Source organism: Streptomyces sp. 5K101, assembly GCF_046506645.1.
Taxonomy (GTDB): Bacteria; Actinomycetota; Actinomycetes; order Streptomycetales; family Streptomycetaceae; genus Streptomyces.
Window position 1 is genome coordinate 272,554 of record NZ_JBKFFO010000011.1, and the last position, 14,107, is coordinate 286,660.

Below are 14,107 nucleotides of genomic sequence, written 5' to 3' on the forward strand. Positions count from 1 at the left end.
GGCCACCTGGAGCGGTGGCCGGGCGGACCCGCTGGTGTGCGATTACTTGAACGAGGTCTCGGCGAAGTTCTCCTGCGTCAGCGGGGAGACGTTCGGCGGGTTGATGTTCTTGCCGAAGGCGATGGCCGGCGGGGAGGACGAGATCGGGATGCCCGGGACGTACTCCATGATCGCCTCGTTGGCCTTCTTGTACGCGTCGACGCGGCCGGCGGGGTCGGTGACCTTCGAGGCGGCGTTGACCGCGTCGAAGACCTTCTTGTCCTCGAAGCCCCACTGCTTGTCGGGCCCGGCGAACCAGGTGCCGATGAAGTTGAAGCCGTCGTTGAAGTCACCGGTCCAGCCGAGCATGTGCAGGGCGCAGGAGCCCGCCTCGGTGGCGTCCAGGTAGTCCGGGGCCCACTTCATGGCCTTCGGGGTGACGGTGATGCCGGCCTTCTCCAGGTCGGCCTTCATCAGCTCGAACATGTCCTGCGGGGCGGGCATGTACGGGCGGGTGACCTCGGTCGGGTAGCAGAACTCGATCTTGAGGTTCTCCTCGCCCGCCTTCTTGAGGAGCTCCTTGGCCTTGTTGGTGTCGAACGGGTAGGTCTTCACCTTGTCCGAGAAGCCGGCGACCGTGTCGGGCATGAACTGGGACGCGGCCTTGCCGCCCTCGGGCAGCTGCGTCTTGACCAGGTGCTCGCGGTCGATGGCGTGCGTGAGGGCCTGGCGGACCTCGGGCTTCTTCAGCGCCGGGTTCTTCGACTGCGTCATGCCGACGTAGAAGATGTTGAAGACGTCACGGGTCGGGACCTGGTAGCCCTCGCCCTCCAGGGTCTTCACATCGGCCGGGGCGACGAGGTCGTAGCCGTTGATGTCACCGGCCTGCAGGGCCTGGCGACGGCCTTCCTCGGTGTCGATCGTGCGGAAGACCAGGTTCTTGATCTTGGCCTTCTCGCCCCAGTAGTCGTCGAAGCGCTCGAGGGATACTTCCTTGTTGCCCTTGTTCCACTTCACGATCTTGTACGGGCCGGTGCCGGCGACCGTGCCGGCCTCCTGGCTGTACTTCGGGTACGTGATCGCGTCGCCCTTGGCGGTCGCGTCCTGCTTCGCGTACTCCTTGATCGCCTTCGGCGAGTGGATCGCCAGGGCCTGGAGGGAGAAGCCGCCGGGCAGGTTGGCGGAGGGCTCGTTGACCTCGATGACGGCGGTGTTCTCGTCCTTGGCGGTGCAGGACTTGTAGTTCGCCTTCGGAGCCTCGGGGTCCTCGTTCTTCGCGAACCCGCCCATGATGGTCTGCCAGTAGTAGGAGACCGCGCTGGACTGGTACGTGCCCTTCCAGTTGAACCAGTGGTCGTAGTTCGCGCAGACGGCGGCGGCGTTGAACGCCTCGCCGTCGTGGAACTTCACGTTCTTCCGGAGGTTGAACGTCCATACGGTGCCGGCCGGGTTGCTGGACCACTTCTCCGCGAGCCCGCCGACGAGCTTGCTGCCGCCCGACTCGTGCTCGAGCAGCGCCTCGAAGGCCTGGCGCGTGACGCGGAAGGTCTCACCGTCACTCGCGAGAGCGGGATCCAGAGAACCAGGGTCGCCGGCGCCGGCGAAGACGAAGGTGTCCTTCGCCGTCTTGTCACCGCCCTTGTCCCGCTCGCTGGCGCAACCTGTCGCGATCAGCCCGACGGCGACCGCCGCCGTGATCGCCCGGACAGGCCCGGACTTGAAAATTCGCATGGGTCCACCCCTGGTTCACCATGTGGAGTCTTGACCGGCCGAACACTACAGACGGGAGACACCAGGGAGAACGGTCCGGATAACGGTGATACCTAGTCGAGACCCGGACGCTCAACAAACCGGACTGATACGGGGCATCCCCACGCCGGGGGCCGAACCTCCCCGGCATCCGCGGCAGTCGACGAACGGTCAGCGAGCGCCCACCGGCGGGTAGCCGTAACCGCCGGCCGGCTGGGCCCCGCCGTGCGCCTCCCGGTCGTAGAAGGGCCGGGCGTTCGCCCGCATCCACATCGTCACCGGGTCGTACTCGTCCGACAGCGCGACCGTGGAGACCGGCAGCCCGTCCGGGACCGCGCCGATCGACTGCTGCATCATCGCCCGCGCCGCGTCGACCGCCTGCGGTCCGGTGTCGTACAGATCGAGCCCGATGGCGAGGTACGCGGGACCGACGGTGGGCTGCACCCAGGCGCGGCGCAGTGAGCGCACGGCCGGCGTGCGGTGCGCGTTCTGCGTGAGCAGCGCGTAGAACTGGGGGATCTCGACGGCCGGGTCCGACAGCCGCAGCGGTCCCGCGGGCATCCGGTCGAGGCCGGTGGCGATACGGCGCAGGTCCAGCCACGGGATGCCGACGCCGCCGCCCTGGGCGTGCGGATTGAGCCAGATGCCGCAGCGCTCGGGATACAGGGCGCGGGCGATGTCCCGGCCGGTGACGACCTCGTACGCGCGGCTCCAGCCGGAGACGGCGAGCTCCTGCGCCGAGGTCACGCACGGGGCGTAGCCGACGCCGTCGACCTCCATGTGCCCGTACTGCGCGTCGGGGGAACCGGGCTGCCCGTGCCACAGCAGCATCCAGATCCGGCCACCGGCGGGGTCGGCGAGGGCGTGCAGCAGTGCCTCGTACGCGTCGTAGCGCCCGGGAGTCACCTGGCGCAGCATGTGCTCGACCTGCCCGGTCGCCGCGGTGCCTGACGCGCTCACCCTGGATTCCGCCCCTCTTCGATCCGTACCCGTGCCCGAGTGGTCCGTCCCTGTGTCAGGGGACCTCCGGCCAGGCCATCAAACCAGCTTAAGCGGCCGTCCTGGCACCGGCTTGACTTCTACGCGTGATGTCGTTGATAGAAGGGGCGTACGCGCTCCAGCATCCAGTCGCCCACGGGATCCTGCGCGACGTCCAGCAGGACGAGATTCACCGGCCAGGGGACGTGGACGCGACTGAGCGCGCGACCGAGCGCGTCCATGGGGGCGTTGCGGTCGCCCTCCCACGAGGAGAGCTGGACGCCCACGAAGAGGACCGGCGCCTCGCCCTCGACGGAGGCGAGCGCCCGGCGCGCCGTGAGCACGACGCCGGTGGCCTCGAACTCGCCGGCCGCGGCGGCGAGGAAGTCGACGGGCTCCTCCTGCCAGTCCGGCTCGAAGAGCCGCACCCGCCCGCCGGACGCGGCACCATCCAGCGGGGTGCGCCCCACGCGGCACAGCTCGGCGACGGCGGGGGGCGGCAGGGGGACGCCGACGGTGCCGCCGGGGTTCACGGCGATGCCGAGCTGCGGGGGCAGCCCGCGGGCGAACTCGCGCGCGGGGGCGACGGTGAACGACATGTGGGAGCCCACGACGGTCAGGAACTGGTGCTCGGAGCTGAAGACGGGTACGTAGGCGGCGCCCTCGATCTCCATGGTGGGCAGGTCGAGATCGAGGCTGTCGGGCCCGCCGCCGTTGGGCAGGGGGACCCAGACACTGCTGCGGCCGAGCACCTCGACGATGCGGGCTCCGGCGGAGGGGGTGCCGACGGATGCGCCGAGGACCTCCTCCAGCTCGTTCCCGGGCCAGCCGCGGTACGGATTCTCCATGCGCTCGTCTCTTCCTCCCCGGGGCGCGCGCCCCGGCGCCGTGCGTGTTCGCGGCGTCGACGATAGTGGCCGGGCCTCGGGACCGCTGCGCGGGGCCTCCCCCACCCCGCCCCTCCCCGACCCCGGGCCTCCGCCCCGGCCCCCGTTGCCCGCCGGCGCTTGAGGCGCGGGGGTCGGGGCAGCGCCCGGGAATGCGCGCTGCGGGCGCGAGGGCCGTCGATGCCCCACGAGGGCCCGGGGGCGGGTCCCCGATGAGCGCGCTCATCTCACCGGGCCGTCGGCCCCCGCCGCGCACGGCCAACCGGCGCCGCCGACCACAAACCAGCCCCGCCGGCGATTGAGGCGCGGGGCTCGGGGCAGCGCCCCGACAAGCGCGCCCACCACACCGGGCCGTCCGCCCCGACCCGCGGGGCACGGGGGCCGGAGCCCCGGTGAGTGCGCCGGGCCTCATGGCCGTCCGCCCCTGCCGCGTACTGCGCCCGGGCCCGCACGGTCAACCGGCGCCGCCCGCCACAACCAGCCCCGCCGGCGCTTGAGACTCGGGGCAGCGCCCCGACAAGCCCACGCCATGGGGGCCCGGGGCAGTGCCCCGACAAGCGCGCCATGGGGGCGCGGGGCAGGGCCCCGACAGGCGCGCACCTCACGGGGCCGTCGGCCCCTGCCGACCGGCGCCGCCGGCGACCCGTGGGGGCGGAGCCCCCGACCTCACCCGCCCCCAGGGTCAGCGGGACGTGAAGCCGAGGACGTGGAGGCGGCCCGCAGCCTCCCGGTCCAGAAGGACCGCCGACGTGCAGCCTCGCGGCAGGCGGCCCGACTCGGCGTCGGCGATCAGGCGGCCCACCGCCCGGCGGTGGCGGGCGAAGGCGTACCCCGACACCCCGCGCCCCCGCTCCCGCTGGCCCTGTCGCGCCACCCGCGGCGGCACGTCCAGCAGCACCAGATGCAGCGACGCCCCGCGCCGCCGCGCCTCCCGCGCCAGCCAGCGCCGCACCCAGGCCTGGGTGCCGCAGTCGTGCACCACCACGCTCTCGCCCGAGCGCAGGGCGCGCCACAGGCCCGCGTAGTGCGCGAGGCGCACGAGGGGGCGGTAGACGGCGTAGGGCAGAAGGCGGGGCGTGCGCGCGTCCCACCGGTCACGGGTGTCCTGCGAGTCGATCCCGCGCCCGGTCACCGCGCGCTTCATCATCGTCGTCTTGCCGCTCCCGGGCAGCCCCGAGACGACCACCACGTCACCGGCCGCGAACTCCAGGGCGCGCGGGCCGCGGCCCGCGCGGGCCCGCAGGTCGCGCAGGACGGGCGCGGGCGCCCCGAGCAGGCCACTGACGGAGGCGCCCTGCTGGACGGGCATCCCCGCAGCTGTGGCGGCGTATGCGCCGGACCGCTGCAACATCATCACGCTCCCCCAAGTCGGGTCACCCCACCCTTGCCCATGAAGTGTAAAGAACTGGTAATACAGGACAACCGACTTTGCCACGGTCCGCGCGCCCCACTCCCGCCGCAGGCGTGCAATGATGTGCGCGCCAACTGCATACCGGCCGCTTGAATCCGCGCGGGAGAGTCCCGGCCACCTGGTGTGGCGGGGCGCCGAAGGAGCAAGTTCCTCCCTTGAATCTCTCAGGCCCCGTACCGCGTGCGATGAGGCAGATCTGAAAAGAGAGTCGCCCGGACGGCTCCACCCAAGGTGCAAGCCACGACCATCCATACGCGGGGTCGCGGCGAACCTCTCAGGTTCCGATGACAGATGGGGAGGATTGTCCTCGCAGCCATGCCCTGGGAGCCCTACCTATGAGCAACGCCCCCCGTCGTACAGCGCTCGATGCCCTGCATCGTTCGCTGGGCGCGACCATGACCGACTTCGCCGGCTGGGACATGCCGCTGCGTTACGCCAGCGAGCGCGACGAGCACCACGCCGTCCGCACGACCGCCGGTCTTTTCGACCTCTCGCACATGGGCGAGATCACCGTCACGGGCCCGCAGGCCGTCGACGTGCTGAACTACGCGCTCGTCGGCAACATCGACACGGTGGGCCCCGGCCGGGCCCGCTACACGATGATCTGCCAGGAGAACGGCGGCATCGTCGACGACCTGATCGTCTACCGCCTCGGTGACACCGAGTACATGGTCGTGGCCAACGCCGGCAACGCCCAGATCGTCCTCGACGCGCTCACCGAGCGCGCGGCCGGCTTCGACGCGCAGGTGCGCGACGACCGCGACGCGTACGCGCTGATCGCGGTCCAGGGTCCCCAGTCCCCCGGCATCCTCGCCTCGCTCACCGACGCCGACCTCGACGGCCTGAAGTACTACGCGGGCCTGCCGGGCACCGTCGCGGGCGTCCCGGCGCTCATCGCCCGTACGGGCTACACCGGCGAGGACGGCTTCGAGCTGTTCGTCGAGCCGCAGCACGCCGAGAAGCTGTGGCAGGCGCTGACCGAGGCGGGTGCCCCGGCCGGGCTGATCCCCTGCGGCCTGTCCTGCCGCGACACGCTGCGCCTGGAGGCGGGCATGCCGCTGTACGGGCACGAGCTGACCACGGCGCTCACCCCGTTCGACGCGGGTCTCGGCCGGGTCGTGAAGTTCGAGAAGGACGGCGACTTCGTCGGCCGCGAGGCGCTCGCGGCCGCCGCCGAGCGCGCCCAGACGGCGCCGCCGCGCAAGCTCGTCGGCCTGGTCGCCGAGGGCCGCCGGGTGCCGCGGGCCGGCATGGACGTGGTCGCCGAGGGCAAGGTCATCGGCACGGTCACCTCGGGCGCGCCGAGCCCGACCCTCGGCAAGCCGATCGCCATGGCGTACGTGGACGCTGCCCATGCCGCGCCGGGCACGCCGGGCGTCGGCGTCGACATCCGCGGCACGCACGAGCCGTACGAGGTCGTGGCGCTGCCCTTCTACAAGCGCCAGAAGTGATCGTCCGCACCCCCTCTTCGTTCACCACCACTCCCCCGCGTACAGGAGAATTCAGGTCATGAGCAACCCCCAGCAGCTGCGCTACAGCAAGGAGCACGAGTGGCTGTCGGCCGCCGAGGACGGCGTGTCGACGGTCGGCATCACGGAGCACGCGGCGAACGCGCTCGGCGACGTGGTGTACGTCCAGCTCCCCGAGGTGGGTGACACGGTGACCGCGGGCGAGACCTGCGGCGAGCTGGAGTCCACCAAGTCGGTCAGCGACCTGTACTCGCCGGTCAGCGGTGAGGTCACCGAGACCAACGAGGATGTCGTCAACGACCCGTCGCTGGTGAACTCCGCGCCCTTCGAGGGCGGTTGGCTCTTCAAGGTGCGCGTCGCCGAGGAGCCGAAGGACCTGCTCTCCGCCGACGAGTACACCGATTTCGCGGGCTGACCCACGACGTTAGGGACCGAGTGATGTCGCTTCTCAACACCCCTCTTCACGAGCTGGACCCGGATGTCGCCGCCGCTGTCGACGCCGAGCTCCACCGTCAGCAGTCCACCCTGGAAATGATCGCGTCGGAGAACTTCGCCCCGGTCGCGGTCATGGAGGCCCAGGGCTCCGTCCTGACCAACAAGTACGCCGAGGGCTACCCCGGCCGCCGCTACTACGGCGGCTGCGAGCACGTCGACGTGGTCGAGCAGATCGCGATCGACCGCATCAAGGAGCTGTTCGGCGCCGAGCACGCCAACGTGCAGCCCCACTCCGGCGCGCAGGCCAACGCCGCCGCCATGTTCGCGCTGCTCAAGCCGGGCGACACGATCATGGGTCTGAACCTGGCCCACGGCGGTCACCTGACCCACGGCATGAAGATCAACTTCTCCGGCAAGCTCTACAACGTGGTCGCCTACCACGTCGACGACGCCACCGGGCAGGTCGACATGGCCGAGGTCGAGCGCCTGGCCAAGGAGTCCAAGCCCAAGCTCATCGTCGCCGGCTGGTCCGCGTACCCCCGGCAGCTCGACTTCGCCGCCTTCCGCCGGATCGCGGACGAGGTCGGCGCCTACCTCATGGTCGACATGGCCCACTTCGCGGGCCTGGTCGCCGCGGGTCTGCACCCCAACCCGGTGCCGCACGCCCACGTGGTCACCACCACGACGCACAAGACCCTCGGCGGCCCCCGCGGCGGCGTCATCCTGTCCACCGCCGAGCTCGCCAAGAAGATCAACTCCGCGGTCTTCCCCGGCCAGCAGGGCGGCCCGCTGGAGCACGTCATCGCCGCCAAGGCCGTCTCCTTCAAGGTCGCCGCGAGCGACGAGTTCAAGGAGCGCCAGCAGCGCACCCTCGAAGGCGCCAGGATCCTCGCCGAGCGCCTGGTCCGGGCGGACGTCACCGAGCACGGCGTCTCCGTCCTGTCCGGCGGCACCGACGTGCACCTCGTCCTGGTCGACCTGCGCAACAGCGAGCTCGACGGACAGCAGGCCGAGGACCGCCTCCACGAGGTCGGCATCACCGTCAACCGCAACGCCGTCCCGAACGACCCGAGGCCCCCGATGGTCACCTCGGGCCTGCGGATCGGCACCCCGGCCCTCGCCACCCGCGGCTTCGCGGCCGAGGACTTCCGCGAGGTCGCCGACATCATCGCCGAGGCCCTCAAGCCCACCTACGACGCGCAGGCCCTGCGCGCCCGGGTCACCGCCCTCGCCGACAAGCACCCCCTCTACCCCGGACTGTGACGGATCTCCCGTAACGGCCCGGAGCCAAACAAATGGGGCACCGCGCACACTGGACAGTGAGCGCGGTGCCCCGCACCACGTTTCCACCGCATCGCTCTGCACCACCTGGCAGACACCGGCGTCTACCACCCCACAAGGAGTTTTCCGTGGCCCTTTCGGTCTTCGACCTGTTCTCGATCGGCATCGGCCCCTCCAGCTCCCACACGGTGGGCCCGATGCGTGCCGCCCGGATGTTCGCCCGGCGGCTGAAGAACGAGGGCCTGCTGGCCCCGACCGCCTCGATACGCGCCGAGCTGTACGGCTCCCTCGGCGCGACCGGCCACGGCCACGGCACGCCCAAGGCCGTCCTGCTGGGCCTGGAGGGCGACTCGCCGCGCACGGTCGACGTCGAGACCGCCGACGACCGGGTCGAGCGGATCAAGCACGACAAGCGGATCTCTCTGCTGGGCATGCACGAGATCGGCTTCGACTTCGGCAAGGACCTGGTCCTGCACCGCCGCAAGGCCCTGCCCTACCACGCCAACGGCATGACGCTGCGGGCCCACGACGCCGAGGGCACGACGCTGCTGGAGAAGACGTACTACTCGGTCGGCGGCGGTTTCGTGGTCGACGAGGACGCGGTCGGCGAGGACCGGATCAAGCTCGACGACACCGTGCTGAAGTACCCCTTCCGCACCGGTGACGAGCTGCTGCGCCTCACCAGGGAGACCGGCCTGTCGATCTCCGCGCTGATGCTGGAGAACGAGAAGGCCTGGCGCACCGAGGAGGAGATCCGCACCGGACTGCTGGACATCTGGCGGGTCATGGAGGCGTGCGTGGCGCGCGGCATGTCCCGCGAGGGCATCCTGCCCGGCGGCCTCAAGGTCCGCCGCCGCGCGGCCACCACGGCCCGCAAGCTGCGCTCCGAGGGCGACCCGCAGGCGCTCGCCATGGAGTGGATCACGCTGTACGCGATGGCCGTGAACGAGGAGAACGCGGCCGGCGGCCGGGTCGTCACCGCCCCGACGAACGGCGCGGCCGGCATCATCCCGGCGGTCCTGCACTACTACGTGAACTTCGTGCCCGGCGCCGACGAGGAGGGTGTGGTCCGCTTCCTGCTCGCGGCGGGCGCGATCGGCATGCTCTTCAAGGAGAACGCCTCCATCTCCGGCGCCGAGGTCGGCTGCCAGGGCGAGGTCGGCTCCGCCTGCTCGATGGCCGCGGGCGCGTTCGCGGAGGTGCTCGGCGGCTCTCCGGAGCAGGTCGAGAACGCCGCGGAGATCGGCATGGAGCACAACCTGGGCCTGACCTGCGACCCGGTCGGCGGCCTCGTCCAGATCCCGTGCATCGAGCGCAACGGCATGGCGGCGGTCAAGGCCGTCACCGCCGCCCGGATGGCCATGCGCGGCGACGGCACCCACAAGGTGTCCCTGGACAAGGTCATCAAGACCATGAAGGACACCGGCGCGGACATGTCGGTGAAGTACAAGGAGACGGCGCGCGGCGGTCTCGCGGTGAACATCATCGAGTGCTGAGCGTCCGACACGGGCGAGGCGCCCCCCGGGATCCCGGGGGGCGCCTCGTCGTTTCTGCGGACCTACGCGCGGGTGCCGCCGACGGGCCCCGCGCCGCAGCCTCAGGCCTTGTTCAGGTGGTCCCAGAACTCGTCGAACGACAGGAGCTTGTCCTTGTCGGTGTCCTGCGCGGCGATCACGGCCTCGGCGACCGACTCGGTGACGTTCCAGTCACCCATCTGAGCCATCGCCGTCTTGTACTCGGCCGCAGTGATGAAGCCGTCGCCGTCCGCGTCGTAACGGTCGAACGCCTTGCGTGCTTCCTCGATGTCCGCCACAGTCCACCCCTTCTTGGTGCATTACTGACGGGGGTCAGATTATCGGCCCGTTCGGGTGATCATGGAGGGGAGCCCGGGACCACGGGCACGGGGAGGCGTGCGATGAGCGGGACACTGGCGGAGATTCTCAAAGCCGCGGCGGAGGGACGGTTTCCGCCGCCGGACGGATCGGTGACGGTGGTCGGGCAACCGGACGCCCGGGACGCGGGCGTGGTGGCCTTCACCGCCCACTCGGTGGTCTTCACCGACGAGGATCCGGCATGGGTACGGGAGCAGTTGGCGGCGACGGCGGCCGATCCGCTCGCGGCGGCGATGAATCCGGGGTTCCTGTGGGCCCTGATGGCCCGAACGGGCCGCCGTATGGACACCATCGACCTGGTGACCGTCGCCGGCTCGCTGCCCGGCGACCCCGGCCTCCGGCTGCGTGAGCTGGTGGACCCGGACCATCCCCGCGTGGCGAGTGCCCTCAAGCGCCGCCGGGACGTGCGGGTGTGGGCCGCCGACGCGGGAGTGCTGATCCTCGGCCGCGGGGTGGCGGACCGCTGGGAGGTGTCGGTCGAGGTCGACGAGGAGGCGCGCGGCAAGGGCCTCGGCCAGGCACTGGCCCGTGCCGCCCGTCATCTGGTGCCGGGGCCGGTGGTGTGGTCGCAGCAGGCGCCGGGCAACGCCCGCAGCGTACGGGCGTTCCAGGCGGCCGGGTACCGGCCCGTCGGCTCGGAGGCGGTCCTCGCGGCGTACTGAGCGGGGACGCAGCCCCGCCCCGGCTGCTCATGGTCCCCGTGGCACCGCCCGTGCAACGTCACCCGCCCGTGGCCGAGTTCGCGGGCCTACCGGAAGACGCCGGTGTGGCCGAGGGAGTAGCGGCCGGGCTGCGGGTAGACGGCGAGCCCGTGGGGGCCGCTGCCGACGGGGATGCGGGCGAGCTGCTCGCCGGTCCTCGTGTCGATGGCGTACACCTCGGCGTCGTAACGCCCCGAGAGCCACAGCACCTTGCCGTCGGCGGACACGCCGCCCATGTCCGGGCTGCCGCCGTCCGGCAACTGCCACTTCTTCGTCACCTTGTTGCGGGCGAAGTCGAAGACGGAGATCGAGCCCTCGCCGCGGTTGGAGATGTACATCTCCTTGGAGTCGCGGCTGACGTAGAGGCCGTGGGCGCCCTTGCCGGTGGGCAGCAGCGCGGGCTCGGTGAACTTCTCTCCGTCGAGGACCCACACGCCGTGCGCCACCATGTCGGCGATGTAGAAGGTCTTGCCGTCCGGGGAGAGCTTGACGTCCTGCGGCATGGCGCCCTCGTAGGGCAGCCGCTGCTGGCCGACGACCTTCATCTTCTCCGTGTCGACCTTGAGCAGTTCGGCGGAGAACTCGCAGGAGACGATGAAGTACCGGCCGTCGGCGGAGAAGTCCGCGTGGTTGACGCCGTAGCAGGAGACGGGCTCGGTGTGCCTGGTCGCCATGGTGTGCGGATCGCGGAAGACGAGTTCGCGGTCGAGGGAGGCCATGACGACGGCGTACTTGCCGTTGGGTGTGAAGTACAGGTTGTACGGGTCGTGGACGTCGACCGGCTTGCCCGCCTTCCCCGTGGCGGGGTCGATCGGCGTGAGCGTGTGGCCGCGGTTGTTGTTGACCCACAGCGTCTTCAGATCCCAGGAGGGGACGACGTGCTGCGGCTGCACGCCGACCGGGATGGTGTCGATGACCTCGTACGTCGCGGGGTCGATGACCGAGACCGTGTTGGAGTTGGTGTTGGGGACGTACACCCGCGAGGGGAAGCCCTTGACGACCGGCGAGAGCATGCCGGGCCGGTCGGCGGCGTAGATGTCCTCGGGGTCCTGGACCGGTGGCATGCCGGGCAGCCCGGCCGGGGTGGCCGCGATCTTCTTCTGCTCGACGGGCGGGGCGGCCTGCTCGGTGCCGCGTGCCCCGGCCTTCTCGCCGCCCGAGCCGCAGCCGGCGAGCAGAAGGAGGAGGGCGCCGACGAGGAGCGCCGTGGTCCGCTGGGTGAGGGAGGTCGTCGGATGCATCGGCAGCTCCGTGGTGATCACCGCAGGCGATCCGCGGCGGTTCGGGGTCACGGAGATGCACAGTAGGGGTGGATGAGGCAAAAGGTAATGATTGACCCAATTCACTCGCACCACGGGTCGCGGGGCACACGCCCACCAGTAGCGGCGACGGCCGATGAAATACGCCCTGATGTCGATATCTATACGGCCATCACAAGGACGGCGCCCTGTTTCACCTACGATTCACGCGCGGAACATCCGATTAATTACTGTTTTTGACGGCATCTGGAGTTTTGGCGACGAGGCGTCCGTCTGTCATAGTCGACGACACGACCCCCATTGACCCGGGCCAGGTCGTCACCAGCCGCCGTGGATGACACCCCCCCGATCCACGGCGCTCCCCACGGAAGCCCCCGACGCGCCGCACGACGGCGCACGGGGGCTTCTGTGCGTTCTCGCGGCCGGACCATCGGCCGCAGGCACGCCTCAGCGGTCGACGACGCGCATCTCGAACCACGTGGTCTTGCCGCGCGGCAGCAGATCGACGCCCCAGCGGTCGGAGAGGGTGTCGACGAGGAACAGGCCGCGGCCGCTGGTGTCGAGGTCGTGGACCGGCATGAGACAGGGCAGTCCGCGCGACGGGTCGCGCACCTCCACCCGGACCCAGCCCCGGCGGCGCAGCATCCGCAGGCCGAAGACGCGCGCCCCGGTGTGACGGACCGCGTTGCCCACCAACTCCGAGACGAGCAGCACCGCGTGCTCACAGGTCTGGGCCGGCAGCGCCCACTGGCGCAGCACCACGCACTGGGTGAGCCGACGCGCCGTGCCCGCGGATTCCGGGCGCGACGGCAGCCGGACTTCCTCCTCCGTCGGATTGCCGTACAACTCCAGCGCCTTGAGCGCCTGTTCGTCGTCCACGGCCGGCATCCACCGCGCGGCGGTCGCGCCGGCGCGCTGCCGCGGTTGTCCCACACCCTCCAGGCCCGCCATGTCTCCATCATGGCCGCAATGAGACGTTCACGTGGCCGCTCCCGGGGAACAGGCCCCCCGGAACACTCGGTTCCAGGGGGCCGGCCCGGCATATGCCACTGACGTCATCCAGCTCTCCATACCCGGCGTGACCTGCACCGATGGCACTTCTGTGAAGGTGTTCGGCGCACTCGGCCGGGCATCCTCACGGATTCCCTCCCCCGGCCGGGACGATCCGGGCACGCGATTGACGCGGGCGTGCCACGGATCTCAACTGCTGGCGGTTCAGAGGAACTTGGCCTTTCCCGGGCCCTCCTCGACGAAGCTGCGCATGCCGCGCTCGCGGTCCTCGGTCGCGAACAGGCCCGCGAACCAGTTCCGTTCGACGGCGAGGCCCGTCTCGATGTCCGTCTCCAGGCCCGCGTCCACCGACTCCTTCGCGGCGCGCAGCGCCAGCGCCGGGCCCTTGGCCAGCTTCGCCGCCCATGCGCGAGCCTGCTCGTAGACCTCGGCGGCCGGGACGACACGGTCGACCAGGCCGACCGTGAGCGCCTCGTCCGCCGCGACCATCCGGCCGGTGAAGATCAGGTCCTTGGCCCGGGACGGGCCGATCAGCCGGGACAGCCGCTGGGTGCCGCCCGCGCCCGGGATCAGGCCGAGCAGGATCTCGGGCTGGCCGAGCTTGGCGTTGTCGGCGGCGATCCGGTAGTCGGCGCAGAGCGCGAGTTCGCAGCCGCCGCCGAGCGCGTATCCGGTGACCGCGGCGACGACGGGCTTGGGGATGCGGGCGACGGCGGTGAAGGAGTCCTGCAGGGCACGGGAGCGCACGATCATCGCCGTGTGGTCCATCGCCTGCATCTCCTTGATGTCCGCGCCGGCCGCGAACACCTTCTCACCGCCGTAGAGGATGACGGCGCGGACGTCCTCGCGGCGGGTCGCCTCTTCGGCGAGCTCCCGCAGCCGGTCCTGCACGGCGATGTCGAGGGCGTTCATCGGGGGCCGGTCCAGGCGGATGGTGCCGACGCCTTCGGAGACTTCGAGGGAAACGGTCATGGAGGGAAGGTTAGCCGCCGTTAACGGCGCGGGGCCCGGCGCATGAGGGTTTGGGGGGATCCCCCAAAAAGCACAGCCTCACA

General features: G+C 70.8%; 13 protein-coding genes and 1 riboswitch. Of the genes, 5 read left to right on the forward strand and 8 right to left on the reverse strand.

Going from position 1 to position 14,107, the window contains the following annotated elements; all coding sequences use genetic code 11:
- Window positions 1-42: 42 nt before the first annotated feature.
- The 4 genes from ACLB9X_RS22550 to ACLB9X_RS22565 form a co-directional block, all read right to left on the reverse strand.
- On the reverse strand, window positions 43-1,710 hold the full coding sequence (locus tag ACLB9X_RS22550; RefSeq protein WP_410362180.1) for an ABC transporter substrate-binding protein: 1,668 nt from the start codon (window positions 1,708-1,710) through the stop codon (window positions 43-45).
- Window positions 1,711-1,899: 189 nt separating this feature from the next.
- The gene (locus ACLB9X_RS22555) at window positions 1,900-2,688 is read right to left on the reverse strand and encodes an enhanced serine sensitivity protein SseB C-terminal domain-containing protein (protein WP_410362181.1); all 789 of its coding nucleotides are present in this window, start codon (window positions 2,686-2,688) and stop codon (window positions 1,900-1,902) included.
- Between the two features lie 119 nt (window positions 2,689-2,807).
- Entirely contained in the window at window positions 2,808-3,554 is a 747-nt protein-coding gene (locus ACLB9X_RS22560; protein ID WP_410362182.1) for an enhanced serine sensitivity protein SseB, read from the reverse strand.
- Between the two features lie 721 nt (window positions 3,555-4,275).
- Window positions 4,276-4,947: an AAA family ATPase gene (locus ACLB9X_RS22565; RefSeq protein WP_410362183.1), complete on the reverse strand. Its 672-nt coding sequence runs from the start codon at window positions 4,945-4,947 to the stop codon at window positions 4,276-4,278.
- A gap of 147 nt (window positions 4,948-5,094) precedes the next feature.
- Window positions 5,095-5,193, forward strand: a riboswitch (glycine riboswitch).
- Between the two features lie 146 nt (window positions 5,194-5,339).
- Here ACLB9X_RS22565 and gcvT point away from each other — a divergent pair.
- The 4 genes from gcvT to ACLB9X_RS22585 all read left to right on the forward strand — a co-directional run bounded on the left by gcvT (window position 5,340) and on the right by ACLB9X_RS22585 (window position 9,685).
- Window positions 5,340-6,455: a glycine cleavage system aminomethyltransferase GcvT gene (gcvT, locus tag ACLB9X_RS22570; RefSeq protein ID WP_410362184.1), complete on the forward strand. Its 1,116-nt coding sequence runs from the start codon at window positions 5,340-5,342 to the stop codon at window positions 6,453-6,455.
- 58 nt (window positions 6,456-6,513) lie between these two features.
- The gene (gene gcvH / locus ACLB9X_RS22575) at window positions 6,514-6,888 is read left to right on the forward strand and encodes a glycine cleavage system protein GcvH (RefSeq protein ID WP_410362185.1); all 375 of its coding nucleotides are present in this window, start codon (window positions 6,514-6,516) and stop codon (window positions 6,886-6,888) included.
- A gap of 23 nt (window positions 6,889-6,911) precedes the next feature.
- The gene (gene glyA / locus ACLB9X_RS22580; protein ID WP_410362186.1) at window positions 6,912-8,171 is read left to right on the forward strand and encodes a serine hydroxymethyltransferase; all 1,260 of its coding nucleotides are present in this window, start codon (window positions 6,912-6,914) and stop codon (window positions 8,169-8,171) included.
- Window positions 8,172-8,317: 146 nt separating this feature from the next.
- Window positions 8,318-9,685 (forward strand): L-serine ammonia-lyase, encoded by a 1,368-nt coding sequence (locus ACLB9X_RS22585; protein ID WP_410362187.1) that lies wholly within the window; start codon window positions 8,318-8,320, stop codon window positions 9,683-9,685.
- Window positions 9,686-9,786: 101 nt separating this feature from the next.
- Here the strand turns inward: ACLB9X_RS22585 and ACLB9X_RS22590 are convergent, their stop codons facing one another.
- Window positions 9,787-10,002: an EF-hand domain-containing protein gene (locus ACLB9X_RS22590; RefSeq protein WP_410362188.1), complete on the reverse strand. Its 216-nt coding sequence runs from the start codon at window positions 10,000-10,002 to the stop codon at window positions 9,787-9,789.
- A 102-nt stretch (window positions 10,003-10,104) separates the two neighbouring features.
- On the opposite strand from ACLB9X_RS22590, the gene ACLB9X_RS22595 reads away from it, so the two are divergent.
- The gene (locus ACLB9X_RS22595) at window positions 10,105-10,743 is read left to right on the forward strand and encodes a GNAT family N-acetyltransferase (RefSeq protein ID WP_410362189.1); all 639 of its coding nucleotides are present in this window, start codon (window positions 10,105-10,107) and stop codon (window positions 10,741-10,743) included.
- An 86-nt stretch (window positions 10,744-10,829) separates the two neighbouring features.
- Here the strand turns inward: ACLB9X_RS22595 and ACLB9X_RS22600 are convergent, their stop codons facing one another.
- The 3 genes from ACLB9X_RS22600 to ACLB9X_RS22610 all read right to left on the reverse strand — a co-directional run bounded on the left by ACLB9X_RS22600 (window position 10,830) and on the right by ACLB9X_RS22610 (window position 14,024).
- Entirely contained in the window at window positions 10,830-12,023 is a 1,194-nt protein-coding gene (locus ACLB9X_RS22600) for a YncE family protein (protein ID WP_410362210.1), read from the reverse strand.
- 465 nt (window positions 12,024-12,488) lie between these two features.
- Entirely contained in the window at window positions 12,489-12,992 is a 504-nt protein-coding gene (locus tag ACLB9X_RS22605) for an ATP-binding protein (RefSeq protein ID WP_410362190.1), read from the reverse strand.
- A gap of 264 nt (window positions 12,993-13,256) precedes the next feature.
- Window positions 13,257-14,024, reverse strand: a complete 768-nt coding sequence (locus tag ACLB9X_RS22610; protein ID WP_410362191.1) for an enoyl-CoA hydratase/isomerase family protein — start codon at window positions 14,022-14,024, stop codon at window positions 13,257-13,259.
- Window positions 14,025-14,107 lie beyond the last annotated feature (83 nt).

What these genes read in the sequence shown, in the direction of transcription:
- ACLB9X_RS22550 (WP_410362180.1), bottom strand. Translation starts at nt 1,710, where the DNA reads ATGCGAATTTTCAAGTCCGGGCCTGTCCGGGCGATCACGGCGGCGGTC.
- ACLB9X_RS22560 (WP_410362182.1), bottom strand. Translation starts at nt 3,554, where the DNA reads ATGGAGAATCCGTACCGCGGCTGGCCCGGGAACGAGCTGGAGGAGGTC.
- ACLB9X_RS22565 (WP_410362183.1), bottom strand. Translation starts at nt 4,947, where the DNA reads ATGATGTTGCAGCGGTCCGGCGCATACGCCGCCACAGCTGCGGGGATG.
- gcvT (WP_410362184.1), top strand. Translation starts at nt 5,340, where the DNA reads ATGAGCAACGCCCCCCGTCGTACAGCGCTCGATGCCCTGCATCGTTCG.
- gcvH (WP_410362185.1), top strand. Translation starts at nt 6,514, where the DNA reads ATGAGCAACCCCCAGCAGCTGCGCTACAGCAAGGAGCACGAGTGGCTG.
- glyA (WP_410362186.1), top strand. Translation starts at nt 6,912, where the DNA reads ATGTCGCTTCTCAACACCCCTCTTCACGAGCTGGACCCGGATGTCGCC.
- ACLB9X_RS22595 (WP_410362189.1), top strand. Translation starts at nt 10,105, where the DNA reads ATGAGCGGGACACTGGCGGAGATTCTCAAAGCCGCGGCGGAGGGACGG.
- ACLB9X_RS22600 (WP_410362210.1), bottom strand. Translation starts at nt 12,023, where the DNA reads ATGCATCCGACGACCTCCCTCACCCAGCGGACCACGGCGCTCCTCGTC.
- ACLB9X_RS22605 (WP_410362190.1), bottom strand. Translation starts at nt 12,992, where the DNA reads ATGGCGGGCCTGGAGGGTGTGGGACAACCGCGGCAGCGCGCCGGCGCG.
- ACLB9X_RS22610 (WP_410362191.1), bottom strand. Translation starts at nt 14,024, where the DNA reads ATGACCGTTTCCCTCGAAGTCTCCGAAGGCGTCGGCACCATCCGCCTG.